Origin of the sequence: Helicobacter pylori (assembly GCF_030323545.1) — a bacterium.
Taxonomy (GTDB): Bacteria; Campylobacterota; Campylobacteria; order Campylobacterales; family Helicobacteraceae; genus Helicobacter; species Helicobacter pylori_CO.
On record NZ_CP122954.1, the window covers coordinates 857,783 to 883,525 of the forward strand.

Below are 25,743 nucleotides of genomic sequence, written 5' to 3' on the forward strand. Positions count from 1 at the left end.
ACATATTTATAACCTTAATCGTAAATACAACGGAAATTTTCCAGTTTAAAGTCGCACCCTTTGTGCAAAAATCGTTTTATTAAGAAGAAAGGAAGAAAATGGAAATACAACAAACACACCGCAAAATCAATCGCCCTCTGGTTTCTCTCGCTTTAGTGGGGCTATTGGTCAGCATCACACCGCAAAAAAGTCATGCCGCCTTCTTTACAACCGTGATCATTCCAGCCATTGTTGGGGGTATCGCTACAGGTGCTGCTGTAGGAACGGTCTCAGGGCTTCTTGGTTGGGGGCTCAAACAAGCCGAAGAAGCTAATAAAACCCCGGATAAACCCGATAAAGTTTGGCGCATTCAAGCAGGAAGAGGCTTTAATGAATTCCCTAACAAGGAATACGACTTATACAAATCCCTTTTATCCAGTAAGATTGATGGAGGTTGGGATTGGGGGAATGCCGCTAGGCATTATTGGGTCAAAGGCGGGCAATGGAATAAGCTTGAAGTGGATATGAAAGACGCTGTAGGGATTTATAAGCTTTCAGGGCTAAGAAACTACACCGGTGGGGATTTAGATGTCAATATGCAAAAAGCCACTTTACGCTTGGGCCAATTCAACGGCAATTCTTTCACAAGCTTTAAGGATAGCGCCGATCGCACCACGAGAGTGGATTTTAACGCTAAAAATATCTTGATTGATAATTTTTTAGAAATCAATAACCGCGTGGGTTCTGGAGCCGGGAGGAAAGCTAGCTCTACGGTTTTAACTTTGCAAGCTTCAGAAGGGATCACTAGCGATAAAAACGCAGAAATTTCTCTTTATGATGGCGCCACGCTCAATTTGGCTTCAAACAGCGTTAAATTAATGGGTAATGTGTGGATGGGCCGTTTGCAATACGTGGGAGCGTATTTGGCCCCTTCATACAGCACGATAAACACTTCAAAAGTAACAGGGGAAGTGAATTTTAACCATCTCACTGTGGGCGATAGAAACGCCGCTCAAGCAGGCATTATCGCTAGTAACAAGACTTATATTGGCACACTGGATTTGTGGCAAAGCGCGGGGTTAAACATTATTGCCCCCCAGAAGGCGGCTATAAGGATAAACCTAATAGTACCAATTCTCAAAGTGGCGCTAAAAACGACAAAAATGAAAGCGCTAAAAACGACAAGCAAGATAGTAACACTCAGGTCATTAACCCACCCAATAGCGGACAAAAAACAGAAGTTCAACCCACGCAAGTCATTGATGGGCCTTTTGCTGGCGCCAAAGACACGGTGGTCAATATCAACCGCATCAACACTAACACTGATGGCACAATTAAAGTGGGAGGGTATACAGCTTCTCTTACCACCAATGCGGCTAATTTGAATATCGGCAAAGGCGGTGTCAATCTGTCCAATCAAGCGAGCGGGCGCTCTCTTTTAGTGGAAAATCTAACCGGGAATATCACCGTTGATGGGGCTTTAATGGTGAATAATCAAGTGGGCGGTTATGCTTTGGCAGGCTCAAGCGCGAATTTTGAGTTTAAGGCTGGTGTGGATACCAAAAACGGCACAATCGCTTTTAATAACAATATCAGTCTGGGAAGATTTGTGAATTTAAAAGCGAGCGCTCATACGGTCAATTTTAAAGATATTGATACTGGTAATGGTGGTTTCAACACCTTAGATTTTAGTGGTGTTACAAACAAGGTCAATATCAACAAGCTCATTACAGCTTCCACTAATGTGGCCGTTAAAAACTTCAACATTAATGAATTGTTGGTTAAAACCAATGGGATAAGTGTGGGGGAATACACTAATTTTAGCGAAGATATAGGCAATCAATCGCGCATCAACACCGTGCGTTTGGAAACTGGCACTAGGTCAATCTATTCTGGGGGCGTTAAATTTAAAAGCGGTGAAAAACTGGTTATCAATGATTTTTACTACGCCCCTTGGAATTATTTTGACGCTAGGAATATTAAAAATGTTGAAATCACCAACAAACTTGCTTTTGGACCTCAAGGAAGCCCTTGGGGCACATCACAGCTTATGTTTAATAATCTAACCCTAGGCCCCAATGCAGTCATGGATTATAGCCAATTTTCAAATGTAACCATTCAGGGGAATTTTATCAACAATCAAGGCACTATCAATTATTTGGTTCGAGGCGGGAACATAGAAACCTTAAGCGTAGGCAATGCAGCAGTCATGAGTTTTAATAATGATATAGATAGCGCGACTGGATTTTACAAACCGCTTATCAAAATTAACAGCGCTCAAGATCTCATTAAAAATAAAGAACATGTCTTATTGAAAGCGAAAATCATCGGTTATGAAAATGCTTCTTTAGGCACTAACAGCATTAGTAATGCGAATCTAATAGAGCAGTTCAACGAGCGCCTAGCTCTTTATAACAACAATAACCGCATGGATACTTGTGTGGTGCGAAATACCGATGACATTAAAGCATGCGGGATGGCTATTGGCGATCAAGCCATGGTGAATAACCCTGACAATTACAAGTATCTTATCGGTAAGGCATGGAAAAATATAGGCATTAGCAAAACGGCTAATGGCTCTAAAATCTCTGTGCGTTATTTAGGTAATGCTACCCCTGCTGAGAATGGTGGCAATACCACAAATTTACCTACAAACGCCCCTAAAAATGCGCGTTTCGCTAGCTACGCTCTCATAAAGAACGCTCCCTTCGCTCATTATAGCGCCACTCCTAATTTAGTCGCTATCAATAAGCATGATTTTGGCACCATTGAAAGCGTGTTTGAATTGGCTAACCGCTCTGGTGATATTGACACGCTTTATGCTAACTCAGGCGCGCAAGGCAGGGATCTCTTACAAACCTTATTGATTGATAGCCACAATGCAGGTTATGCCAGAACAATGATTGATGCTACAAGCGCTAATGAAATCACCAAGCAATTGAATACGGCCACTGACGCTTTAAACAACATAGCCAGTTTGGAGCATAAGACAAGCGGCTTACAAACTTTAAGCCTGAGCAATGCGATGATTTTAAATTCTCGTTTAGTCAATCTCTCCAGAAGGCACACCAACAATATTGACTCATTCGCCAAACGCTTGCAAGCTTTAAAAGACCAAAGATTCGCTTCTTTAGAAAGCGCGGCAGAGGTGTTGTATCAATTTGCTCCTAAATATGAAAAACCCACCAATGTTTGGGCTAACGCTATTGGAGGAGCGAGCTTAAATAGCGGTGGCAACACTTCATTATATGGCACAAGCGCAGGCGTAGATGCTTACCTTAATGAGAAAGTGGAAGCCATTGTGGGCGGATTTGGAAGCTATGGTTATAGCTCTTTTAATAATCAAGCGAACTCTCTTAACTCAGGAGCCAATAACGCTAATTTTGGCGTGTATAGCCGTATCTTTGCTAACCAGCATGAATTTGATTTTGAAGCTCAAGGAGCTGTAGGGAGTGATCAATCAAGCTTGAATTTCAAAAGCGCTTTATTGCGAGATTTGAATCAAAGCTATAATTACTTAGCCTATGGCGCTGCAACAAGAGCGAGCTATGGTTATGACTTTGTGTTTTTTAGGAACGCTTTAGTGTTAAAACCAAGCGTGGGCGTGAGCTATAACCATTTAGGTTCAACCAACTTTGAAAGCAACAGCACCAATAAAACGGCTTTAAAAAATGGCGCAAGCAGTCAGCATTTATTCAACGCTAGCGCTAATGTGGAAGCGCGTTATTATTATGGGGACACTTCATACTTCTATATGAATGCTGGAGTGTTACAAGAATTTGCTCATTTTGGTTCTAGCAATGCGGTGTCTTTAAACACCTTTAAAGTGAATGCCGCTCGCAATCCTTTAAATACCCATGCAAGAGTGATGATGGGTGGGGAATTGAAATTGGCTAAAGAAGTGTTTTTGAATTTGGGCTTTATTTATTTGCACAACTTGATTTCCAATGCAGGCCATTTCGCTTCCAATTTAGGAATGAGGTATAGTTTCTAAATACCGCTCTAAATACCGCTCTTAAACCCATGCTTTGGCATGGGGTTTCTTAAGAGATCTTACAAAACATTTAACCCCTACAACGCATACACGACAAGCTTGTTATCATGCCAGATCGCTTCTAGGGGCGTGTCATAGAGCACGCTTAAATTGTGCGAAGTCATAGCGATTGGCGTGGAAGCTTGCAAAAAAAGTTTTTTATCTTTGAGCATGACCACATGCGTGGAGTGCCTAGCAACCAAATTGGGGTCATGGATATTGACTAAAACGCTCAATTCTCGTTTTTTCATCTCATCTTTAATCGCATCAAAAAAAAGGGCTTGGTTTTTTAAATCTAAAGCGCTCGTAGGCTCATCTAGTAACAATAAGGGCGTTCTTTGCAACAAACTTCTGGCTAAAAGCACCATTTGCCTTTGACCGCCGGACAAATCATTAATACCTTGATCTTTTAGGGACTCTAAATCCAAGCGCTCTAAAACGCTAACAGCTTCTTTAATGTGCTTGGCTTTAGGCATAGCGAACAGATTCAAATGCGTCGCTTTCCCCATTAAGACAAAATCCAGCACGCTGAAATTAAACGCATAAGATTCCACTTGGGGGATATAAGCGATTAGTTTAGCTTTTTCATAAGGCTTTAAGGGTAAAATATCTTTGTTACACGCTTTAATTTCGGTTTCTTCTAAAGGCTTTAAAAGCCCTAAAAGGCATTTTAAAAGCGTGGTTTTACCCGATCCATTAGGCGCTAAAATGCTGGTAATGCTGTTTTTTGGCACGCTAAAACTCAATTTATCCAAAATGAGTTTTTGAGAATATTTAAAGGACAGGTTTTTAACTTCTAAGACCATCACACCCCCCTAGTCCTGAATAAAAGCCACAAGAAAAAAGGCGCTCCTAAAACGCTTGTCGCAATGCCCACCGGTAAATCATAGGGGGTAATGGTTTTAGCCACCACATCCGCTAAAAGCAAGAAAAACGCTCCCATTAACAAAGAGCTTAAAAGCAGTTTTTGCAAATTCGCCCCAAAAAACAACCTAGCCACATGCGGAATGACTAACCCAATCCAGCCAATCGTGCCGGACACGCTCACCGCTAAAGCACTCGCCACGCTCACGCACACCAAACAAAGCGATCGCAACAGCACCGGGTTAATCCCCAAGCTCAAACTTTGCGCATCGCTCAAGCTCAATAAATTAATGCGCCACCTTAACAAAAAAAGCGGGATAAAGCCTAAAGATAGCCCTATGAAAGCGATCAAGCAATCCTTATAACTGCTCAAAGACAAGCTCCCTAAAAGCCACACGACAATCGCTTGCGCTTTTTGGGGGATCACAAAGAATTTTATCGCTCCGGCTAACGCGCTTAAAAACGCGCTCAACACCACCCCTGAAAGCACCAACGAAAGGACGGAATTGCCTAAAACCCTATTCATCGCTAAGACAGCAAGGCTGGCTAAAATCGCCCCAAAAAACGCCAAAATCGCAATGTTAGACTCCACTACCGCTATCGCCATCGCCACGCCTAGCATCGCCCCGCTAGAAATCCCTAGTAAAAAGGGATCCACTAAGGGGTTTCTAAAAATCGTTTGCATTACCACCCCACTCCCGGACAAACTCGCTCCCACCAGGAGCGCTAAGATCACTCGTGGTAGTCGTATTTCTAAAATAATAATACTTAAGGAGCTTAGTTCTTCATTGTGCAAAAAGTGGTTTTTCACATTAAGGCACACTTCTTGCCATTCTTCCAAACTCAAAGACTCCCCTCCAAACAACAGCACCACCACCGCTAAAATCACGCAAGCTAATGCAATATGATAGGTTTTAAGCATCACGCTTCCTTTTAAGAACGATTAATCTGAACAAAGAATCATACCAACTACTCGGGAGGATTCTATACAACGCTAACAATAATTGGGTTTTTAAGCCGATCAAATAGCGGGCCTTGATTTTTTGACTCATGGTAAGAAAAACGATTTTTTGCGCCACGGCTTTAGGGCTTAGGGCTTTTTGATACACGCCAGAATAAAAGTTTTTAGCCGCATTCACCTCTAAGGCATAAAGGCCGTTTTCATTCTCAAAATTCTCAACTGAAAAAGCGGTTTTTTCCCAGTTGCTTTTCACCGGGCCTGGCTCAATCAAACACACTTGAACATTAAAAGGTTTAAGCTCTAAACGCAAGGCATCGCTATAAGCCTCTAAGGCATGCTTACTCGCGCTGTAATGGCCTAAAAAGAGCATGCTCACACGCCCTGCTATGGAAGAAAGATTGAAAATCTTAGAATGGGGCTTGTTTTTTAATAAGGGCAAACAAAACTGCACCACTTCACAAAGGGCGAAAAAATTCACGCTAAATTGCTTTTTAACCTCTTCAATAGGCGTGTCTTCTACGCTCCCAAACACCCCATAACCGGCGGAATTGATCAAAACATCGCAATGATTTTCTTTAGCGCTGATGTTTAAAAACGCTTCTTTTAAAGCGTTAGAATCGCTCACATCAATATCAATGCTCTCGCATAACGCATGGTTTAACGCTACGCACAAAGTCGCATGCCTAGAGAGCGCATAGACTTTATACCCTTGATCTAGTAGCATTAACGCGCACTCCAACCCAATCCCAGAACTCGCCCCGGTGATAATTGCCACCTTTTGGCTTTCTTTTTTCTCGCCCATTCTCTAACGCCAACTCTCTTATTATTTTTATAATTCCTCTAATATTCACTCAATATTACTTAATTTTTACTAATATATAGTTCTTGGAATGTTTTTTACAAAAGACATTTTTAACACCAATTTTAATTAAGGAGAAGCAATGCCTCAAATACAATCATCGCATTCTAGCCATTTTGATTTTACTATAGACACAGCGGATCGCACTAAATTATTGATGAGCTATTTAGTCGTGCCTACAACCGCTAATTTCAACAATGTCATGCATGGGGGGGAATTATTGAATTTATTGGATAAAGTGGCTTATGTGTGCTCAACTCGTTATTGCGCTAAAGGAACGGTCACTTTAAGCGTGGATGGGGTTACTTTCAAATACCCCATTCCTGTAGGGAATTTGCTCACTTTTTTAGCCAGTATCAATTATGTGGGCAACACTTCGTGCGAAGTGGGGATTAAGGTTTTAAGCGAAGATATTAAAACTCGTGAAATCACGCACACCAATTCATGCTATTTCACTATGGTGGCTGTGGAAAATGGCAAACCCACCCCCATGCCTAAATACGAGCCTAAAACAGAGGTTGAAATCCGCCGTTATGAAGGGGCTTTGAAACGCAAGGAAATGCGCACACGAGGGTATTTAAAAAGCGGGAAACACGAGAATATTTAAAAAAACAAAAAGCGTGAGCGGTGTTTTAACCCTAAATTTTACCCCTAAAAAAGGGGGGGTAGTTGGTGGGCGATTAGTTTAAGCGTTATGAGTGGTGTGGGCGGTTCAAAACAACTCGTTATGACTGCCTAGTCTTACTAAAAATAGAGTGTTTTCTTGTTTTTTAATTTGATAGACAAGCAATAAATCCGGTTTTAAGTGGCATTCCCTAAAATCTTTTAAACCGCCTTTGAGTGGTCTTTGTATTGGGGAGCTAGGGGTTGCTCTTTGGCTCAATTTTCAACCACTTTATATAAAAGCTTTAAATCAAATTCGTTTTTAACAAGAATTTTAAAATCCTTATCAAATTTTTTACCGGTTTCAATCATCAGCATTTTTAAATCTTAAGTTTTCACAATGCTTTTTAAAATCCTCTATGCTTTTAAAACAAAGGTGGTTCTTGGTATCTTTAGCCCTTGCTAAGATTTCTCGCTCTTCTTCTATGGTGTATCCATTTTCGGTTAAATGGAGCGCTTTAAATTGGAGTGCTTTTTTAATTCTTTGTTTTTGAGCTTGGATTTCTTTCAATTTTTCTAACGCTCTTTTTTGTTTGGTCTTAATAGAATTTAAAAAGTTAAAAAGCTGTTTTTCGCTGTATTGTGTGTAGTCTTTTTTGGTGGGAGAGTTAGGCATGCTTTATCCTTTTTTAAAAATACCGCTTCATTATAGCGCAAGCGATAGAGCGAGAAAGGTTAGGAAAATAAAAACTTAAAAAGTGCTTTGAGGAGTCAGCAAAAAATCAGTAAAAAGAAAAAGATCAAACCCCCCCAAAAAAAAAGAGAATTTAAAAAAGAAATCCCTTAAAAAAAGAGGGTTCAAAAAAAGAGCTTAAAAAAAGAGCTTAAAAAAAGAGCTTAAAAAAAGAAACCCCTTAAATAAAAAGAAAGAGTTCAAAAAAAGAAATCTCTTTAAAAAAAGACTTCAAAAAAGCTTTAAAAAGAAACCCCTTAAAAAGGGAGTTTCACAAAGGGTTTTAAGCTTTTAGTAAGCGAACACATAATTCAAATACACGCTATAAAGCCTTCTGTATTTGAGTTCAGCCCCCATAAAGGAATAATAATTGGTGTTGATGGTGGGGATTTTCACGCCTAGCTCAATCCCATGCTGAGCCACATGATCGCTGTCTTTTTTCTTAGGTCTGGCTAGATTCATTCTCACTCCCATGTTGAATAAGAATTGGAAATTCGCCACATTCATTTTAGCGTTATAGACATTATTCACGGTGGCTAAATTCACATATTCAGAATTAAGCCATGAAGTGCCCGCTAACGCAATCCCGCCAAAAAGCCCCACGGAAAGCTTGTTGTTCTTGCCTAAGAAATTAGTGGCTTTATCGTTGATGAAGTTATAAAGAGCGTCCGCTCCAAAGCCATAAGTCCATACATCAGAAGCCGAGTTGAAGAAGCTGGATTTAATAAATGCATGGTTGTAATCAAAAAAGCCGTAATACCTAGCGCCCCATTTTCTTTTTTGCCCAAAGAATTGCTTGTAACCCACTTGAATACCGATCCCATTCATGGCACCGTTGTTGGTTTGAGAGCTGACGATGCCCATTTTCCTGAAAGGGTTACGCCCTAGTTCTTGGTTGATGGTTTGGATTTGGTTATAAGAATTTTGATTCAAGTAATAATTGGTTTCTATGCCTTGCGGGCTATAGGGGTTGTTCTTTTGGCTCACCACGCTTTGCAAGCTTTGCGCGTTAGGGACTTTGGAGAGCGCGGTGGTGATGCTGTTATAAGTGTTGCCCAATTCGCTGTATCGGGATTTGAAATTCACTAGAGTGTCAGCGATGTTTTCGGCTTGCTGTATCTGCTGTTCTTGAGTGCCAAAATGAGCGATGGAGTTGTTTAAATTCGTTATGGTTTGTTCCACATAGGCGCAACCGGAAGCGAAAGTTTGAGTGGTCACTGTGCCAGGAGGTGAACCTTGTGTGCCACTAGTGCCAGCTGTTGAGGGGTTATTGCATGTGGCTAAAAAGTCTTTAACAAAATGTTGAAAATTCCCGGTAAGCCTGTCAGGGTTAAGGGTTTGCCCCACTTGTTCGCTCAAATTGAGCATTTTGGCTTGCGCTTGCGCGTTAGCGAGCATGCCTTGCGCGAAGCTAGCGTCTGTGTAGGGGTTGAAAGGCTTGCCATTACTGCCTCCCACTTGTTGATTTGTTTGTTCATTGCTGTTAATCACACTCGTTTGATTGACAAGCTCTTGCGCGTCCGTGATCATCTTTTGGATCGCGCTGATTTCTTCTGAAAAAGCACCGCATATTTTCCCAGTAGTAGTAGTGAATTTTGGGGCATTAGCCTCACTGCTATTATTAGCATGGAAATACGGGCATGCGGTGTTGATGGTGTTGATGAGCGTGCTCGCTTGCGCTAACAAGGCTTGAGCGTTATCAGGCACTCCGTTTAATTGGTTGGTGATTTCGGTGTAGGAGACACCTGATGTGTTACCACTTGCTCCGCTATCAACGACTTTCGAACTGATCGTGATATTCACTTGCTTGCCGTCTATGGTTTGGGTTTCAGTCTTGGTTCCGCCGTTTTGATTGCTTACACCTGTGGCTTGTTGCGAGCAGTTATCATTCCCATTCCCTGAACATGTGTAGGTATAGGTTACATCGACCTTCCCGTTTTTTTGATTGAGCGTTGGCAAGCCTCGTTTCAAAGCCGTTTGGAGGATTTGATAGGCTTCGTTAAGCTTTTTAAAATTCTCAATACTCATAGGGCCATAGTATCCAGGAGTATGACCATTCAGAGAACAAGTGATGGAAGTGGATCGATACCCTGGCTCGTTGTTGAAGATGGTTGTTGAAGAGCTGCTTTCTTGACCATTGGCATTACCTCCGCATTGCGTAACATAGCCTAAGACATTCCAAAACCCCACCGCCGCGTTGATCGCTAAAAGCACGGCTTGATAGGCGGGGGAGGCTTTTTCGCCGATCAAATTCTTCGCGCTCGCGCCCAGATTTTCACGTGCCGCATTAATCGCACTCGGGTCAGAGGATAATTTGATGAGGGTGTTTAGGGTGCTGTATCGGGTTAAAAGCTTGCTCAAGTTTTCATAATTGTCTGAAAGCTGTTGGATGCCTTTGGTGTTTTTCACCATTTGAGCGGCTTCACCGATTTGATAGCCTGCGCTCATGTAAAAGCCGTCGTCTTCAGCGCTCAAAGTGGAAACTAAAAGCGAGCCTAAAGCTAATGAAAGGATGTGTTTTTTCATGTTTTCTCCTTTTTAGATTGAATTGAATATTAGGGATTTCATACATTCATTGGATATTTGGAATGTATTTGAAGCATTATAGCATAAAAGCGTTTTTTTTTTTTTGTCATTTTCTTAAAAATTTTATCATTTTTTTGATTTTGGTGTTTTTGGTTTCGTTTGGTGGTGTTCGTTTGGTGGTGTTCGTTTGGTGCTAGAATTTTGTTAAAAATCATTTTCTTTAAAGGGATAGTTTAAAAAGATAGGGGGGATTTTTAAAAGAGATTGGTTGCGGAGAATGGATTTGAACCACTGACCTTTGGGTTATGAGCCCAACGAGCTACCGGACTGCTCTACTCCGCGCCAAAATACGCTAATATGAGGAAAAATGGCTGGGGTGCAAGGATTCGAACCTCGGAATGCCAGGACCAAAACCTGGTGCCTTACCGCTTGGCGACACCCCAAAAACTAAAAAAAGCATTATACAAAAGCTTTTTAAAAAAGTCAAGCTAAAACGCTATAATTTCATCATGGAAGAAAACGGATTTGACCCCCTCATTTATAAACGCTACCTGAAAAAGAAAGAAACCTTTTTGCTTTTTAAAAAAATCGCTCAAGTCTCTGCACTTAAAAATTTAAAACTCCAACTCAAGCGAAGAGAAGCGATTAAGCGCTATGTTTCTCAAGCTTTGGGGGATTTAAAAAAAGGCTTTAGATACGCCAAAATAGAAAATCAAATCCTAAAAATCTATTTCACGCACCCTAGCTATTTGAAAGCCTTTAAAATGGAAGAAGATCATTACACCAACCACCTGAAAGCCCATTTTAAAGAAACGCAAAAAATCCTAAAAGCTTTGGATTACCCTTTTGATTTTAAGGCAATCCAAGCGGGCGTGAAAAAAAGGGCTTATCAAAAACCGGTTGAAAAAAAAGAAAATCCTCCTAAAAAACCGGTTAGCATCAATGTCAATTGCGAAGGTTTGAGCGATTTCACTAAAAGGCAATTTTTAAAGCTCAAACGCGCTTGTAACGATAATACGCCGCGCACGCCCCCTCAGAGCTGACCATGCAACTGCCGATCGGATTTTGTGGGGTGCAAATTGTGGCGAATAATGAGCAGTCTAGGGGCTTAGCGATGCCTTTTAAAATTTCCCCGCACTTGCATGCCTTGTTTTCTTTAGAGGTTTTGTGGCTTAAGTGTTCTTTAAAGACTTTTTCAGCGTCATAAGAAGCGAACGTTTCTTTGAGTTTGAGAGCGGAATGTTTGATATTCCCTAGACCTCTCCATTCAAAATCTTCCCTTATTTCCATGCAAGCATTGACTAACTCTTGCGCTTTCACATTCCCCCAATAGCTCACCGCTCTTTTGTATTGGATTTCTAGCTTGGCTTCTTTGCTTAAGGCTTGTTTGATGAGCATCAACACGCTTTCTAATATATCCACCGGCTCAAAACCGCTCACGATAATGGGGAGTTTAAAGCGATCCACTAAAGGAGAATAGATTGAAGCACCGCTTATCACGCTCACATGGCTAGGGGCTAAAAGAGCGTTGATTCGGCATGCTGGATCTTTTAAAATCGCGCTCACGCTGGGAGGCACTAAAATGTGGTTGATGTGGAAAAAAAGATTGTGGAGTTTTTCTTTTTTGGCGTTCCATAAAACGCTAGCGCTCATGGGCGTTGTGGTTTCAAAACCGATCGCAATGTAAATGACTTTTTTATGCGGGTTTTCTTTAGCGATCTCTAAAGCTTGCATGGGCGAATACAAAAAACGCACATCTAGCCCCTTTTCTCTGGCTTGTATCAAACTCCCATAGCTCCCGGGGACTTTCATCATATCCCCTAAACTTAAGATGATGCTGTCTTTGATCATAGCGAGTTCATAAGCTTCATCAAGGCGCGCTCGTGGCATCACGCATACCGGACACCCTGGCCCATGCACAAACTCTAAATTTTTAGGCATCAAATCTAAAAGCCCGTATTTCATGAGAGAATGCGTATGCCCTCCGCACACTTCCATGATGACTAATTTTTTTTCAAGTTTAAAAGCGAGTTTTTTGATTTCATTAGAGAGCGCTAAAAGGGTTTGCTTGTCCCTAAAGGGCGAAATGAGATGATCAACGCTCATTGTTTTTATTCATGCATTTATTCATGCGTTTCGTTCATTTTGGCGATCATTTCTTGATACAGCTCAATGGATTCTAGGGCTTCTTTTTCATCAATCTTACTCATCACATAGCCGATGTGGAGCAACACGTAATCGCCCACTTTAACGGACTCACCCATTAAATCCAAGCTCGCCTCTCTTTGAACGCCCAAAGTCTCTAAGAGCGCCACATTATCGTTAATGGCTATGACTTTAGAGGGGATCGCTAAACACATTAAAACGAATGCGTGGATTGGTAATTTTCACGCTTTTTTTCTAAAAGGAAGTTTTTAAAATCTTCCAAACTTTTAGGGTCTTTGGAGCTCATTAAAAAAATGGGCGCTTCAGGCTTTAATTTTTGCATGTCTTCTCTGACTTGAGAAACCCTAAAATTAAACACTTCAATCATGTCCGCTTTACTGATAACCACCGCATCCGCGCACATGAACATCGTAGGGTATTTTAGCACCTTATCATCGCCCTCTGGAACGGAGAGTAAAACGATATTCATCGCCGCCCCTAGATTATAGCTTGAGGGACAAACCAGATTCCCCACGTTTTCAATGATTAAAAAATCGCTTTTTTCTAACGCTCCCTCATCTTTGAGCAAATCAAACGCCCCTTCAATCATGCTCGCTTCCAGATGGCACGCTTCGCCGGTGGTGATCTGGTGCGCGCTCACGCCTTTTTTACGCAATCTGTCCGCATCTCTATTGGTTTGCAAATCGCCCTCCACCACGCAAAACTTAAAGTCTTTAAAATCCGCTAGATTTTCTAGCATTGTGGTTTTCCCGCTGCCAGGAGAACTCATGAAATTTAACACATACAAGCCTTCTTTTAGGTAGCGTTCTTTCATTTCAGCGGCTTTGATGTCGTTCTTGCTCAAAATCTTTTCCACGATTTTGACATCTTTTTTACTCAAATTAGGGTTATTTTGTAAAGATTCTTTTCGTTGTTCGCTCATGTTTTTCCTTTCTTTTAAAATTTTCGTATCGTAGCGCGCTTAATTAAACGGCTATGATCTAGCGGCTTTTTTTATCTTTTGGGCTATTTTTTTAAATCAAAAAAATCCGCCTAATTTAACCCCTTTCGTTGCTGTCGTCTTTATTCTTTAGCACTAATCTAATAATCCTCCAGATGATGATTAATAAAATTATGGTTAAAAGCAAATACCAAGTATTCATAAAAACAACTTTCATCATTTCATTTTCCTTATTTTTTACTTAAAGATAGCCTTATAACGCTATTTTCTAAAGCGTCCAAACGATGCAAAACTTGGGCTTCTAGGCTGATTAACGCCCCTTTTGGCATTTCTATTGTTTCATTTTCTACCTCAAAAATGATTTTGCCCTCTAAAACCTGCACGCTGATAGCTCCCGGGGCCTTGTGTTTGTCTAGGATCGCTCCTTTGGGCATGCAAATGCGGATTTCCTTATTGGAAGAATTTTCACTCAGCACTTCAATGTGGAGTTTTTCAAAATGAACGCCCTCTAAAAAATTAATTACTCTCATCAAACAACCTTTATTTTAATTTTTCTACTATTTCTTTCGCTTGTAAAGCGATTTCTAGCTCTTCATCAGTAGGGATTCGTAAAACCTTAACTTTAGAATCAGGCTGGCTCAAATCCACTAATCCGTTACCCGGATTGTCGTTGGTGGGCTTACATAAAGCGATCCCTAAATCTTCTAATCCTTCACACACGCTCTCTCTTAAAGCGGGGTAATTTTCCCCCATCCCCCCAGTAAAGATAATTGCATCCACTTTTTTTAAGACTGCCATGTAAGCCCCAACATCCTTTTTAATGCGATAAGCGCACATTTCAAAAGCGAGCTTGGCTTGCTTATCGCCTTTTTCTTTTCTGGCTTCTATGTTTCTGGCGTCATTATCCCCACAAATGCCTTTCAAGCCGCTTTCATGGTTTAAAATTTTCATCACTTCTTCTAAACTTTTATTAGCGCATTGCGCGATGTATTCCACCACGGTAGGATCAATATCCCCACACCTTGTGCCCATGATCAAGCCTTCTAAAGGGGTTAGCCCCATAGAAGTGTCCACGCTTTTACCCTTTTGAATGGCTGCTGCACTTGAGCCGTTCCCTAAATGCAAACTGATAGCGTTAAATTCCTCATAAGGAATATTCAAAAACTTCGCCGCTTCTTTAGCCACATAATGGTGTGAAGTCCCATGGAAACCATAACGGCGGATTTGATACTTTTCATACAATTCATAAGGTAAAGCATACATGTAAGCGTAATTAGGCATAGTGGCATGGAATGCGGTGTCAAAAACAGCGATTTGAGGGATATGGGGGTGCGCTTTTTGAACAAACTCAATACCGGCTAAATTCGCCGGGTTGTGTAAGGGGGCTAAAATAGAAAGCTTGCCAATTTCTTGCATGACTAATTCATTGACTAAGACTGGGGCATGGAATTTATCCCCCCCTTGAACCACACGATGCCCTATAGCGTCAATTTGATTAAAATCTTTGATGATCCCCATTTTCGTTAAACTCTCACGAATCATTAAAAGCCCGCTCGCATGATCTTTAATCACAAGCTTTTCTTTAAGCTCTTGATCGTTATGGTGTAAATGCGATTTGATTTTCAACTGCCCTATTTCTTCGCCGATTTTTTCGGCTAAACCGCTCGCTAAGGGCTTGTTTTCTTGCATGTCAAACAATTTAAACTTAATAGACGAACTGCCCAGATTCAACACTAAAATTTCCATCAATTCCTCCTAGTGAATTAATCTTGCGCTTGAATGGCGCTAATCAAAACGGTGTTAATAATATCTTCCACTAAAGCGCCCCTACTCAAATCATTAATGGGCTTGTTCAAACCTTGTAAGATGGGCCCTATCGCCACGGCTTTAGCGCTTCGTTGCACCGCTTTATAAGCGATATTCCCAGCGTTTAAATCCGGGAAAATAAAAACGCTAGCTTGCCCGGCCACTTGGCTGTTAGGCATTTTTTTCTTCGCTACGCTTTTATCAATGGAAGCGTCAAATTGTAAAGGGCCATCAATTTCTAATTGCGGATCTAAACGCTGAGCGATTGTTACAGCTTCGTTGATTTTGTCTATCATTTCGCCTTGAGCGGAATCGCCTGTCGCATAAGAAAGCAAGGCCACTTTAGGCACGATATTGAATTGTTTAGCGCTTTGCGCGGAAGTGATAGCGATCTCAGCTAATTCTTTAGGGCTAGGGTTAGGGATAATCGCGCAATCCCCAAAGACTAGCACTTGAGTGTCTAAGCACATTAAAAACACGCTTGAAACCAAGCTCACGCCGGGCTTAGTTTTAATAATTTGTAAAGCGGGTCTAATGGTCTCAGCCGTGGTGTGATTCACCCCAGAAACCATCGCATGCGCGTAGCCTAAATGCACGAGCATGGTCGCAAAATAAGTCTTATCCAGCGCTAATTGATTAGCTTCTTGCTCACTCAAGCCCTTTGATTTTCGCAATTCATACAAATTGTTAGCGAATTCTTCTCTATAATGAGAAGTGTTGGGATCAATGATTTCCACATTTTCTAAATTCAAGTTCAAATTTTTCGCTTGCGAATTAATGGCTTCTTTATCGCCTAATAAAATCAATCCTACCGCACCCATAGCGTTCAAACGATGCACGGCTTTTAAAATCCTTTCATCTTCGCTCTCGGGTAAAACCACTTTTTTAATCTGTTTTTTAGCCTTTTTTTCCAAACTCATTTGAAAGGCTAAAGGGGTAATAATCTTGCTTTTTGTTTGCAACACGCTTTCTATCAGATCCGCTTCTAATTCGCATTGTTGCTTGCAAAGAGACGCGCTTAAAAAATGTGGTTTTTCAAGCATTTCGCCCACAAATAACCCTACAGCGAAAGGGACTTCTTTTTTGAGAATGTGAGAATGCATGGCTTTCAAATATTCTAAACTCGTTTGCGCGACAGCCACAATAGGAGCGTTTAAATGCTTGGCTAAAGTGGTGTTTAAATCTAAAAGAGCGTTTAAGAAAAACTTCGGTGCATACCCTAAATTAATGACAAAGTCATGCGTGGTTTGTAATTCATCGTAGCGTTTGAGAATTGTTTCAAATAGTAACTCTTCTTGAGCAGCACTCACAAGCTCTAAAGCCTTTTGTTTGTCTATGGCGCTATGAAATTCTAAAGGGTTCAAGCCATAGCACCCCAAAAAGCCCTCACACCCCCCATCAATGGGCGAAAACAATGCGATTTTTTGATAGCGTGGCTTTAGCACTTTTAAAAGGCTCTTGCAAGCAACCCCTAAAACTTCTGTATCCTCTGGGTAAATCCATAAACTTCGCATGAAACCTTGCATGCCAAAACTCCGTAAATTATCGTTTTTATTTAATTGTAGCAAAATTTAATTAAACCTAAACGAAACCATGATTTTGTAAAATGCTTTTAGCATTTTTACTACACAATGATAAAAGAGCTTAACGCCAGTCAAGCGGTAGCTGATTAAAAAACAGAGTCAAGGAACTCTTTTTGCTTAATTCCCACCATGTAAAATAAAAGAGTTGTTTTAAAAGGATAAAATATGCCATCTCCTATTAATCCCATTCACACCAACGCAAGCGCCAACGCAAACGCTTTAAATAGCGGAGCGAAAAACGAAGTTAAAGACACCAAAAACGCCCCTAAAAGTGCATCAAAGGATTTCAGTAAGATCTTAAACCAAAAGATCTCTAAAGACAAAACCGCCCCTAAAGAAAATCCTAGCGCTTTAAAAACCTCGCCCAAAGACGCTAAAGAGGACGCTAAAGAGCTTGAAAAAACCCCTACCTCACACCACCAACACGCTCAAAATCTCGCCAAAGACCAACAAGCCCCTACCTTAAGAGATTTGCTCAACCACAAAAAAACCACCGCCTCGCATGAAGCTCAACATGAAACGCACAAGATGCATGAAACTAACCCAAAAACCCCTAACGAAACTTTAAACAAGAATGAAAAAAAGCCTAATGGAGTTGCTTCTAGCGCTCATCAAACCAACTTAACCAATAAAAACCCACTAACCCCCACTAACCACGCTAACCACGCTATCAAAAACCCCACAGCCCCAACCCATAACGCTAAAGATCCAAAAACCCTTAAAGACATCCAAACGCTCAGCCAAAAACATGACTTAAACGCTAGTAACATTCAAGTAAGTGCTCCGTTAGAAAAAAAAGAAACCCCCTTAAATGCAAGCGATCAGCTTGCTTTAAAAACAACGCAAACACCCATTAACCACACCCTTGCAAAGGACTCTAAAAACACCGCCAACCTTTCTAGCGTTTTGCAATCCTTAGAAAAAAAAGAATCGCACAATAAAGAACACGCAACCCCCCCTAATAACGAAAAAAAAACGCCCCCTTTAAAGGAAGCTTTACAAATGAACGCCATTAAAAGGGATAAAACGCTTTCTAAAAAAAAGCCAGAAAAAACCCCTATTCACGCTAAATCCCAAATTACAACCCCAAGCACAACGCCAGAAAATGCCCCTAAAATCCCTCTTAAAACGCCCCCTTTAATGCCTTTAATAGGAACTAACCCCCCTAATGATAACGCTCCAACGCCCCTAGAAAAAGAAGAAAAAACTAAAGAAATAAGCGAAAATAAAGAAAAAACTAAAGAATCCACTAACAGCGCTCAAAGCGCGCAAAACGCCCAAGCCAGCGATAAGACAAGCGAGAATAAAAGCGTTGTCCCTAAAGAAACGATCAAGCATTTCACCCAACAATTAAAGCAAGAAATCCAAGAATACAAACCCCCCATGAGCAGGATCTCTATGGATTTATTCCCTAAGGAATTGGGCAAGGTTGAAGTAACCATTCAAAAAGTGGGTAAAAACCTTAAAGTGAGCGTGATTTCTCACAACAACAGCTTGCAAACCTTTTTAGACAACCAACAAGATCTCAAAAACAGCCTGAACGCTTTAGGCTTTGAAGGGGTGGATTTGAGCTTTTCGCAAGATTCTTCTAAAGAACAACCCAAAGAGCAACTAAGAGAGCCATTCAAAGAGCAGGAATCAACCCCCTTAAAAGAAAACGCCCTAAAAAGCTACCAAGAAAATACGGATAATGAAAACAAAGAAACGAGCATGCAAATCACTCTTTATGCGTGATTTTAAGCAAGTTTGCTCTATAATAGGACATCTTTAATAAGGAAGAGATCATGGCCATTGATTTAGCAGAAGTTACAGGAGCTAAAGCCGCACAAGAAAGGAAAAAAGAGCAGCCCACAATCGCTAACGGGTTGGATAAAAACGCTTTCATGAAACTCTTTTTAGAGCAATTGAAAAATCAAGACCCTACCGCTCCTATGGAAACGGATAAGATCATCACCCAAACCGCACAGCTCACGCAAGTGGAAATGCAAGAAGAAAACAAAAAAACCATGCAAGAAGTCGCCAGCGCGATGAAATCCAATAAAGAAACTAACGAGTCTTTAAAAGACTTTCAAGGCGCTTTAAAAGACACCATGGAAAACCTTAATAAAGGCATGGACGATAGCCTAAAGGCTAATAATGCTTTAAGGGAAGTGAGCGCGCTCAATTCTGTGAGCATGATAGGTAAAATCGCTGAAACCGATGTGAGCGGGGCGAATTTTGATGGCAACAATAAGCTTTCTTTTTCGCTCTTTTTTGATGAAAAAATTGACGCTTCTAAAGGAGTGCCAGCGATTCAAATCCTGAATGAAAACAATGAATTAGTCAAAACGATTCCTTTAAAAGATTATAACGGGCAAAAGGGGTATATCAATTTTGAATGGGACGGCTTGAACGAAAAGGGCGAAAAAGTCCCTAAAGGCAATTATAAAATCAAGGCTGAATACAATTTAGACTCCCAAAGCAAGCAGTATTTGCAAACGCGCATCGGTAGGGGCGAAGTGGAAAGCGTGATTTTTGATAAAGGCAAGCCCATGCTAAGAATGGGCGAAATGGTTTTACCCATAGACAGCGCGATAGAGTTTTATAAACCGGATCAAAAACCCCTTGATCAAAAGCCGCTCGAACAAAAACCCCTTGATCAAAAGCTCTCTGATCAAAAACCTCAAAAGCTCTCTGAACAAAAGTCGCTTGATCAAAAACCGCTTGATCAAAAACTCTCTGATCAAAAGCCCCAAACCCCCCCTAAAGAGACAGCATGAACGACACCTTATTAAACGCTTATAGCGGGATTAAGACCCACCAGTTTGGCATTGATAGCCTTTCAAACAATATCGCCAATGTCAATACTTTAGGCTATCGCTCCAATGATCCGGAGTTTAAGACCCTATTTTCTTCGCATTTAGACGCTTTGAACGCCAAATCCGTTGTGGCTAATGACCGAAATTACGGCGTTACAGGATCAGGCAATGTCCTTTCTAATAAAGACGGGGAATACATGCCAAGCGAGGGGGAATTCCACATGGCGTATCAAGGCAAGGGCTGGTTTGTGATAGGGCCCAATAAAAATGGGGAAATGACCATTAATAAAGACGGCTTTAGCAAAAAACAGGATAATTTTCTCACGCGCGCCGGCAATTTCGCCAGGGACGCTGATGGCTATTTAGTAACCCCTGAGGGCTATTATGTCTATGGCATTGATTTGAAAAAAATCAAAGACGGCACGCTCAATTCCACCGCCAGAGATGAAGACATTGAAAAATTGCATGGCAACACCCTTTCGCCCTTACAAATCCCCCAAGATTTGACTTACCAGCCCGTGCTTAGCACGAAAGTGGGTATTAGCGTGAATCTAAACCCTAAAGACCATTTAAAAGGCGCACAAGATTTTTTCTTAAACGACAAGGGCGAGATTATTAAAGAGCGTTTTTTAAACCAGGATATTAACGCTTTAGCGAATGACGATAACGAGCCAATAGATGCAATCACCAATCGTAAATTAAACATCAGTATCCAAAAAGAGAATGGCAAAAAAGAGGATTTGGTTTTCACTTATGGGGACGCTGAAAAAGGCGAAAACCAATTCAAAACTTTAGGCGATTTGCAAAAACTCTTTAAAGAAAAAACCGGGCTAGACTTAAACCTCATCAAAAGCGAAAAAGACGCCAAAAGCCCACCCCTTTTATTAGAGATCGCTAATCCTAGCCAAACGCCTATCACCTTTAGCTTGAGTGGGGGCATTGCGGATAAATTGGGCTTGAAAGCGGACGGAATGGAACTAAAAAAGGGCATTAGCAGGGATTCAGTAGCGATCAAAATCCCTTATTACAGCACAGAAGTGGATATTTATGATAAAGCCGGGGATAAATACTTGCTCCAAAGCGAATATTACATGACCAATTCTAACGATCCCACATCAAGCCCCACGAGTAAAAGGAAAAACCAAACTTGGGAAGTGAAAAGCTACATCGCAGATCCCAAAAACAAAACCCCTATCAATGATCCTACTTGGGAAATTGTCGGCTTTGATTCAGCCACGCACAAAATGAAATCCGCCCCCATGACTTTGGATTTTAAAGGCAATAAACTCACCTACTCTTTAGATAAAAGCGAAAACCATGATTCTAGCGATTTGTCTTACCAAGACTCCAAACTCCTAGAAGCGAGTCAAGACGGCAAGCCTAGGGGCATTTTTAGAGACATGCGCATTGAAGAAAATGGCGTGATTTCTCTAGCCTTTAGTAATGGGGTGGTAGAGCCGGTCGCTCGCATCGGTATTTTAGCTTTCACTAACGATCAAGGCTTGAGAAAAATCGGCGGTAACCTCTATGAAATGCAAGAAGGCACCATTAATGGCGAAAACAGACCCCTAAGCGGTAACCCCATTTTAGGGTGGGACGAAGAGGGCAAGCTCAAGTTTGGGAAAATCAGGCATAAATATTTAGAAACGAGCAATGTGAATGCCGGGAACGCCCTAACCAATCTCATTTTAATGCAAAGAGGCTATTCTATGAACGCTAGAGCCTTTGGCGCGGGCGATGACATGATTAAAGAAGCTATTAGTTTGAAAAAATAAAGGACTAAAATAAGGAGTGTGGTAAAATATCCTTTTTAATAAGGATATTTAATGATACCCACACAGCTTAATGAAATTGCAAAATTTTTAAAAACAAACCCTTATAATTTGTCTCAACCCTTACAGGATGGACGCTTAAATTCATCGGTCAATGAAGAAGAAATTTTAAACGCCATCAAACATTTTTTTCCTATCCAACTGCCAAAAGCCAGAGAGTGGTGGGATTTTAGTTTTAAAGAAAACGATATTTTTTATCCTGTCAATATTAAAATCACCACCACAAAAACCGCTGACAATCTTAATTGTAAATTAGGGATTTATTATGCGTTGTGTGGCTTATTGCCGACTTTCAATAACGAAATTGCATGGGAAAAATACTTTCAAAAACTGCATAAAGACTTAGGCAAAAACACCGATAGGGACTATTATTTTTTAATTATCAACAAAAACGATCCTAAAGATATTTTTATCAATTCCTTAAAAGGCATTCAAACTCTTCAGCCAAATGGCAATAACTTGCCCTTCCAATGCAAGTGGGATAACAACAGAGAAATCATTCAAAGAGATTTTGATGGAAGTAAAAACTCCATCTTAAGCGCTTTAGCTGAAAGTGTTAAGTTAATAGCTAATATTTATTTAGCATTCAAAGAATTTTTTGGAGGGTTTTTTGCATCAATTAGATATTAAAACTTTAGGGCAGGTTTTCACCCCTAAAAAGATAGTGGATTTCATGCTCACTCTCAAACACAATCATGGGAGTGTTTTAGAGCCAAGCGCGGGCGATGGGAGTTTTTTAAAGCGCTTAAAAAAGGCTGTAGGGATTGAAATCGATCCTAAAATCTACCCTAAAAATGCCCTTTGCATGGACTTTTTTGACTACCCTTTAGAAAACCAATTTGACACCATTATCGGCAACCCGCCCTATGTCAAGCACAAGGATATTGCGCCAAGCACTAAAGAAAAACTCCATTACAGCCTTTTTGATGAAAGGAGTAATCTATACTTGTTTTTCATAGAAAAAGCGATCAAGCATTTAAAACCTAAAGGCGAATTGATTTTCATCACCCCAAGGGATTTTTTAAAATCCACTTCTAGCGTGAAATTAAACGAATGGATTTACAAAGAAGGCACGATAACGCATTTTTTTGAATTAGGCGATCAAAAAATTTTCCCAAACGCCATGCCTAATTGCGTGATTTTTCGTTTTTGTAAGGGTGATTTCAGTAGAATCACCAACGATGGTTTGCAATTTTTGTGCAAAAAAGGCATTTTGTATTTCCTCAACCAATCTTACACGCAAAAATTAAGCGAGGTTTTTAAGGTTAAGGTGGGGGCAGTGAGCGGGTGCGATAAGATTTTTAAAAATGAAAAATACGGGAATTTAGAATTTGTCACTTCAATCACGAAAAGAACCCATGTTTTAGAAAAAATGGTTTTTGTCAATGAGCCTAATGATTATTTACTCCAGCATAAAGATAGCTTGATGCAAAGAAAGATTAAAAAATTCAATGAAAATAACTGGTACAAATGGGGTAGAATGCATCACATATCCCCTAAAAAACGCATTTATGTCAACACCAAAACGCGCCAAAAAAACCCCTTTTTCATCCACCAATGCCCTAATTATGACGGCTCTATTTTAGCGCTATTCCCTTATAACCAAAACCTAGACTTACAAAATCTCTGCGACAAACTCAACGCTATCAACTGGCAAGAATTGGGCTTTGTGTGCGATGGGCGTTTTTTGTTTTCGCAACGCTCTTTAGAAAACGCACTTTTGCCTAAAAACTTTTTAAATGAGGGTAAAACTTGTTAGAAACTTTGCCATTAAACCCTGAGCAAAAAAAAGCGGCTTCAGCTTTGAAAGGGTATAATTTAGTGATTGCAAGCGCCGGCACAGGAAAGACTTCTACGATTGTGGGGCGCATTTTATACCTGCTTGATAACGGCATCAAGCCTGAAGAAATCTTGCTTTTGACTTTCACCAATAAAGCGAGTAATGAAATGATCGCTAGGGTGGCTAAATATTTTAAATCAAGCTCAAAAATTGAAGCGGGCACTTTCCATGCGGTGGCGTATCGCTATTTAAAAGAGCATTACCCCAATTTAAGCCTAAAGCAACCTAAAGAATTGAAAAAACTTTTAGAAAGCATTGTGGATACCAAAAACGCCATAGATGACGATAAAAAGCCCTACACTCCGCAGCATCTCTACGCCCTCTATTCTCTTTACACCAACGCTCTAAAACAAGAAGATTTTAGTACATGGCTTTCTCATAAAAACCCTGAACACACACCATACGCCGCCTTTTATGAAAACATTTTAGACGAATTTGAAAACACTAAAAAAAAGCATAATTATATTGACTATAACGACTTACTGCTGCTATTTAAACAAGCGATGCTAGAAAGACCTAGCCCTTATAAAGAAGTGCTTTGCGATGAGTTTCAAGACACTAACCCCTTACAAGAATCCATTTTAGACGCTATCAACCCTCCCAGTTTGTTTTGTGTGGGCGATTACGATCAGAGCATTTACGCTTTTAATGGGGCGGATATTTCTATCATTTCTAATTTCACCCAAAAATACAAAAACGCCCAGGTTTTCACGCTCACTAAAAACTACCGCTCTTCTAAAGAGATTTTGGATCTCGCTAATCAAGTGATACAGTGCAACGAGCGCATTTACCCTAAAAATTTAGAAGTGGTGAAATCAGGGAAATTCAATAAACCCACGCTTTTAAATTACAACGACAATATCGCGCAATGCCAAGACATCGCTAAACGCATTGTCATGCGAAAGAATTTTAAAGAAGTGGCAGTGATTTTTAGGAATAACGCGAGCGCGGATCAATTAGAAGCCGCTTTAAGATCCCACAATGTGCCAAGCAAAAGAAAAGGGAGCGCGAGCTTTTTTGAATCCAAAGAAGTGGCGTTAGCGTTAGATATTTGCGCGCTCATCTTTAACCCTAAAGACATTATGGCAGCCATTCACGTTTTAAGCTATATCAGCGATATTGGCTCTAACACCGCTAAAGACATTCATGAGGCCTTAATGCTTTTAGGCAATGGCGATCTCAAATTGGCTTTAATCCAGCCTGATAAAGAAGCCAAAATTTACACGAAGAAAAAAGAAATCACCTCTATGGGGCTTTTTGAAGAAATTTTTGCCCTAGAAAACAGCTCAAGGTTTAACAGCGTGATAGATAAAGCGTTTCATTCGCACCCGGTGTTGATGCACCCTAAAATCTCACTCAATGGGGCTAAAATGCTTAGCGATTTTTTCATTCTTTATACCAAAGCCCCTACCCATTCCCCTAGTGCTTTAATCCAACACATTTTAGAAAGCGCGTTTTTTCAAACCTTTAAAACACGCCTTTTAAAAGAGCGATCCAAAAATAAGGACGGCTCTTATAATGAGTTTAAAAAACTCCAGGTGCAAAAACGCTTCAATGAAAAAATGGACTTGCTGAGTTCTTTGGCGAAAAATTACCAAAATTTAGGGCGTTTTTTAAACGGCACTTTAATAGGATCTAGTGAAGCCACGCAAGGCTGTGGCGTGAATCTATTGAGCGTGCATGCTTCTAAAGGCTTAGAATTTAAAGATGTTTATATTATAGATTTAATGGAGGGTCGTTTCCCTAACCACAAGCTCATGAATACCGGTGGGGGCATTGAAGAAGAGCGGCGGCTTTTTTATGTCGCTATCACAAGGGCTAAGGAAAATTTATGGCTTTCTTATGCGAAAAACGAATTGAGAGAAAACGCCAAACCTAAAGAGCATAAGCCTTCGGTGTTTTTGTATGAAGCGGGGCTTTTGAAACCCGATTTAAAATAAAATTGATTTTTGTATTGTTTGTTTAAGCAGAAAATGATATGATTACAGCGATAGTTAAGCCCCTAAGAGCTAGGAACTCTTAAGAGCTTGTTTTTAATAAAGTGGCTGTGTTAAGATTACCACTAAAACTATCGCTATAAAAATGACTTTCATGGTAGTGCCTCCTAACGGAGTGCCACCCACTGCAATCTCCCAACCCATTAGTTCAAAACTAATTGCTCCAAATCCGCTTAACACTAGAACACTACCATGTCATATCATTTGAGTATTATAGTGGGAT

The 25,743-nt window shown here is 40.5% G+C and carries 20 protein-coding genes, 2 tRNA genes and 2 pseudogenes; 10 read left to right on the plus strand and 14 right to left on the minus strand.

All coding sequences use genetic code 11. The features are described 5' to 3' along the window. Nucleotides 1-98 precede the first annotated feature (98 nt). A pseudogene (locus QAP06_RS07815) lies at nt 99-2,320 on the plus strand (vacuolating cyotoxin family protein); the annotation flags it as partial. A 156-nt stretch (nt 2,321-2,476) separates the two neighbouring features. Beyond that, nucleotides 2,477-3,973 carry an autotransporter outer membrane beta-barrel domain-containing protein gene (locus QAP06_RS07820; protein ID WP_491059807.1) on the plus strand — a complete coding sequence of 499 codons (1,497 nt, stop codon included), beginning with the start codon at nt 2,477-2,479 and terminating at the stop codon, nt 3,971-3,973. Nucleotides 3,974-4,050: 77 nt separating this feature from the next. Here the strand turns inward: QAP06_RS07820 and QAP06_RS04075 are convergent, their stop codons facing one another. From QAP06_RS04075 to QAP06_RS04085, 3 genes are read right to left on the minus strand one after another with little or no spacing between them, the layout of a single operon-like run. Beyond that, nucleotides 4,051-4,818 (minus strand): ABC transporter ATP-binding protein, encoded by a 768-nt coding sequence (locus QAP06_RS04075; RefSeq protein ID WP_286464918.1) that lies wholly within the window; start codon nt 4,816-4,818, stop codon nt 4,051-4,053. Further along, nucleotides 4,818-5,798: a FecCD family ABC transporter permease gene (locus tag QAP06_RS04080; protein ID WP_000921458.1), complete on the minus strand. Its 981-nt coding sequence runs from the start codon at nt 5,796-5,798 to the stop codon at nt 4,818-4,820. Before QAP06_RS04080 ends, QAP06_RS04075 begins: the two co-directional genes overlap by 1 nt. Continuing rightward, on the minus strand, nt 5,791-6,639 hold the full coding sequence (locus tag QAP06_RS04085) for an SDR family oxidoreductase (protein ID WP_286464920.1): 849 nt from the start codon (nt 6,637-6,639) through the stop codon (nt 5,791-5,793). The genes QAP06_RS04080 and QAP06_RS04085 overlap by 8 nt, the downstream gene beginning before the upstream one ends. 139 nt (nt 6,640-6,778) lie before the next feature. Between QAP06_RS04085 and QAP06_RS04090 the strand changes: the two genes are divergently transcribed. Further along, on the plus strand, nt 6,779-7,303 hold the full coding sequence (locus QAP06_RS04090; protein ID WP_001135624.1) for an acyl-CoA thioesterase: 525 nt from the start codon (nt 6,779-6,781) through the stop codon (nt 7,301-7,303). Between the two features lie 105 nt (nt 7,304-7,408). Here the strand turns inward: QAP06_RS04090 and QAP06_RS04095 are convergent. The 5 genes and pseudogenes from QAP06_RS04095 to QAP06_RS04115 form a co-directional block, all read right to left on the minus strand. Next, nucleotides 7,409-7,677 (minus strand): annotated as a pseudogene (locus tag QAP06_RS04095) (HP0892 family type II toxin-antitoxin system mRNA interferase toxin). Beyond that, nucleotides 7,664-7,975, minus strand: coding sequence for a type II toxin-antitoxin system antitoxin (locus tag QAP06_RS04100; protein ID WP_058338131.1), 312 nt, complete (start codon nt 7,973-7,975; stop codon nt 7,664-7,666). Before QAP06_RS04100 ends, QAP06_RS04095 begins: the two are co-directional and overlap by 14 nt. 348 nt (nt 7,976-8,323) lie before the next feature. Continuing rightward, nucleotides 8,324-10,558, minus strand: a complete 2,235-nt coding sequence (gene babA, locus QAP06_RS04105; RefSeq protein WP_286464922.1) for a Hop family adhesin BabA — start codon at nt 10,556-10,558, stop codon at nt 8,324-8,326. 265 nt (nt 10,559-10,823) lie between these two features. Further along, nucleotides 10,824-10,900, minus strand: a tRNA-Met gene (locus tag QAP06_RS04110). Between the two features lie 26 nt (nt 10,901-10,926). After that, nucleotides 10,927-11,001: transfer RNA gene (locus QAP06_RS04115), tRNA-Gln, on the minus strand. Between the two features lie 66 nt (nt 11,002-11,067). Here QAP06_RS04115 and QAP06_RS04120 point away from each other — a divergent pair. Continuing rightward, nucleotides 11,068-11,601: a hypothetical protein gene (locus QAP06_RS04120; protein ID WP_286464924.1), complete on the plus strand. Its 534-nt coding sequence runs from the start codon at nt 11,068-11,070 to the stop codon at nt 11,599-11,601. On the opposite strand, the gene hypD is transcribed toward QAP06_RS04120, so the two are convergent. The 6 genes from hypD to pta form a co-directional block, all read right to left on the minus strand. After that, on the minus strand, nt 11,552-12,664 hold the full coding sequence (gene hypD / locus QAP06_RS04125) for a hydrogenase formation protein HypD (RefSeq protein ID WP_286464925.1): 1,113 nt from the start codon (nt 12,662-12,664) through the stop codon (nt 11,552-11,554). The genes QAP06_RS04120 and hypD overlap by 50 nt on opposite strands. 17 nt (nt 12,665-12,681) lie before the next feature. Beyond that, on the minus strand, nt 12,682-12,918 hold the full coding sequence (locus tag QAP06_RS04130) for a HypC/HybG/HupF family hydrogenase formation chaperone (RefSeq protein WP_000335461.1): 237 nt from the start codon (nt 12,916-12,918) through the stop codon (nt 12,682-12,684). Further along, nucleotides 12,918-13,646: a hydrogenase nickel incorporation protein HypB gene (gene hypB, locus QAP06_RS04135; RefSeq protein WP_286464926.1), complete on the minus strand. Its 729-nt coding sequence runs from the start codon at nt 13,644-13,646 to the stop codon at nt 12,918-12,920. The genes QAP06_RS04130 and hypB overlap by 1 nt, the downstream gene beginning before the upstream one ends. Nucleotides 13,647-13,894: 248 nt before the next feature. Further along, a complete protein-coding gene (locus QAP06_RS04140) occupies nt 13,895-14,194 on the minus strand; it encodes a cupin domain-containing protein (protein ID WP_286464927.1) in 300 nt (99 codons plus the stop codon). A 10-nt stretch (nt 14,195-14,204) separates the two neighbouring features. Next, nucleotides 14,205-15,410, minus strand: a complete 1,206-nt coding sequence (locus QAP06_RS04145) for an acetate kinase (RefSeq protein ID WP_140517211.1) — start codon at nt 15,408-15,410, stop codon at nt 14,205-14,207. 17 nt (nt 15,411-15,427) lie between these two features. Next, nucleotides 15,428-16,996 (minus strand): phosphate acetyltransferase, encoded by a 1,569-nt coding sequence (pta, locus tag QAP06_RS04150; protein WP_286467478.1) that lies wholly within the window; start codon nt 16,994-16,996, stop codon nt 15,428-15,430. A gap of 222 nt (nt 16,997-17,218) precedes the next feature. Here pta and fliK point away from each other — a divergent pair, with 222 nt between their 5' ends. From fliK to QAP06_RS04180, 6 genes are read left to right on the plus strand one after another with little or no spacing between them, the layout of a single operon-like run. Then, on the plus strand, nt 17,219-18,787 hold the full coding sequence (gene fliK, locus QAP06_RS04155; RefSeq protein ID WP_286464930.1) for a flagellar hook-length control protein FliK: 1,569 nt from the start codon (nt 17,219-17,221) through the stop codon (nt 18,785-18,787). A 50-nt stretch (nt 18,788-18,837) separates the two neighbouring features. Continuing rightward, nucleotides 18,838-19,812 carry a flagellar hook assembly protein FlgD gene (gene flgD / locus QAP06_RS04160; protein WP_140472985.1) on the plus strand — a complete coding sequence of 325 codons (975 nt, stop codon included), beginning with the start codon at nt 18,838-18,840 and terminating at the stop codon, nt 19,810-19,812. Then, on the plus strand, nt 19,809-21,626 hold the full coding sequence (locus QAP06_RS04165; protein WP_140484535.1) for a flagellar hook protein FlgE: 1,818 nt from the start codon (nt 19,809-19,811) through the stop codon (nt 21,624-21,626). The genes flgD and QAP06_RS04165 overlap by 4 nt, the downstream gene beginning before the upstream one ends. Before the next feature lie 51 nt (nt 21,627-21,677). Then, entirely contained in the window at nt 21,678-22,313 is a 636-nt protein-coding gene (locus QAP06_RS04170; RefSeq protein WP_286464936.1) for a restriction endonuclease, read from the plus strand. Beyond that, nucleotides 22,282-23,442, plus strand: coding sequence for a class I SAM-dependent methyltransferase (locus QAP06_RS04175; protein ID WP_286464938.1), 1,161 nt, complete (start codon nt 22,282-22,284; stop codon nt 23,440-23,442). The genes QAP06_RS04170 and QAP06_RS04175 overlap by 32 nt, the downstream gene beginning before the upstream one ends. Continuing rightward, nucleotides 23,436-25,463 carry an ATP-dependent helicase gene (locus QAP06_RS04180; protein ID WP_286464940.1) on the plus strand — a complete coding sequence of 676 codons (2,028 nt, stop codon included), beginning with the start codon at nt 23,436-23,438 and terminating at the stop codon, nt 25,461-25,463. Before QAP06_RS04175 ends, QAP06_RS04180 begins: the two co-directional genes overlap by 7 nt. Nucleotides 25,464-25,743 lie beyond the last annotated feature (280 nt).

What these genes read in the sequence shown, in the direction of transcription:
- QAP06_RS07820 (WP_491059807.1), top strand. Translation starts at nt 2,477, where the DNA reads ATGGTGAATAACCCTGACAATTACAAGTATCTTATCGGTAAGGCATGG.
- QAP06_RS04075 (WP_286464918.1), bottom strand. Translation starts at nt 4,818, where the DNA reads ATGGTCTTAGAAGTTAAAAACCTGTCCTTTAAATATTCTCAAAAACTC.
- QAP06_RS04080 (WP_000921458.1), bottom strand. Translation starts at nt 5,798, where the DNA reads ATGCTTAAAACCTATCATATTGCATTAGCTTGCGTGATTTTAGCGGTG.
- QAP06_RS04085 (WP_286464920.1), bottom strand. Translation starts at nt 6,639, where the DNA reads ATGGGCGAGAAAAAAGAAAGCCAAAAGGTGGCAATTATCACCGGGGCG.
- QAP06_RS04090 (WP_001135624.1), top strand. Translation starts at nt 6,779, where the DNA reads ATGCCTCAAATACAATCATCGCATTCTAGCCATTTTGATTTTACTATA.
- QAP06_RS04100 (WP_058338131.1), bottom strand. Translation starts at nt 7,975, where the DNA reads ATGCCTAACTCTCCCACCAAAAAAGACTACACACAATACAGCGAAAAA.
- babA (WP_286464922.1), bottom strand. Translation starts at nt 10,558, where the DNA reads ATGAAAAAACACATCCTTTCATTAGCTTTAGGCTCGCTTTTAGTTTCC.
- QAP06_RS04120 (WP_286464924.1), top strand. Translation starts at nt 11,068, where the DNA reads ATGGAAGAAAACGGATTTGACCCCCTCATTTATAAACGCTACCTGAAA.
- hypD (WP_286464925.1), bottom strand. Translation starts at nt 12,664, where the DNA reads ATGAGCGTTGATCATCTCATTTCGCCCTTTAGGGACAAGCAAACCCTT.
- QAP06_RS04130 (WP_000335461.1), bottom strand. Translation starts at nt 12,918, where the DNA reads ATGTGTTTAGCGATCCCCTCTAAAGTCATAGCCATTAACGATAATGTG.
- hypB (WP_286464926.1), bottom strand. Translation starts at nt 13,646, where the DNA reads ATGAGCGAACAACGAAAAGAATCTTTACAAAATAACCCTAATTTGAGT.
- QAP06_RS04140 (WP_286464927.1), bottom strand. Translation starts at nt 14,194, where the DNA reads ATGAGAGTAATTAATTTTTTAGAGGGCGTTCATTTTGAAAAACTCCAC.
- QAP06_RS04145 (WP_140517211.1), bottom strand. Translation starts at nt 15,410, where the DNA reads ATGGAAATTTTAGTGTTGAATCTGGGCAGTTCGTCTATTAAGTTTAAA.
- pta (WP_286467478.1), bottom strand. Translation starts at nt 16,996, where the DNA reads ATGCAAGGTTTCATGCGAAGTTTATGGATTTACCCAGAGGATACAGAA.
- fliK (WP_286464930.1), top strand. Translation starts at nt 17,219, where the DNA reads ATGCCATCTCCTATTAATCCCATTCACACCAACGCAAGCGCCAACGCA.
- flgD (WP_140472985.1), top strand. Translation starts at nt 18,838, where the DNA reads ATGGCCATTGATTTAGCAGAAGTTACAGGAGCTAAAGCCGCACAAGAA.
- QAP06_RS04165 (WP_140484535.1), top strand. Translation starts at nt 19,809, where the DNA reads ATGAACGACACCTTATTAAACGCTTATAGCGGGATTAAGACCCACCAG.
- QAP06_RS04170 (WP_286464936.1), top strand. Translation starts at nt 21,678, where the DNA reads ATGATACCCACACAGCTTAATGAAATTGCAAAATTTTTAAAAACAAAC.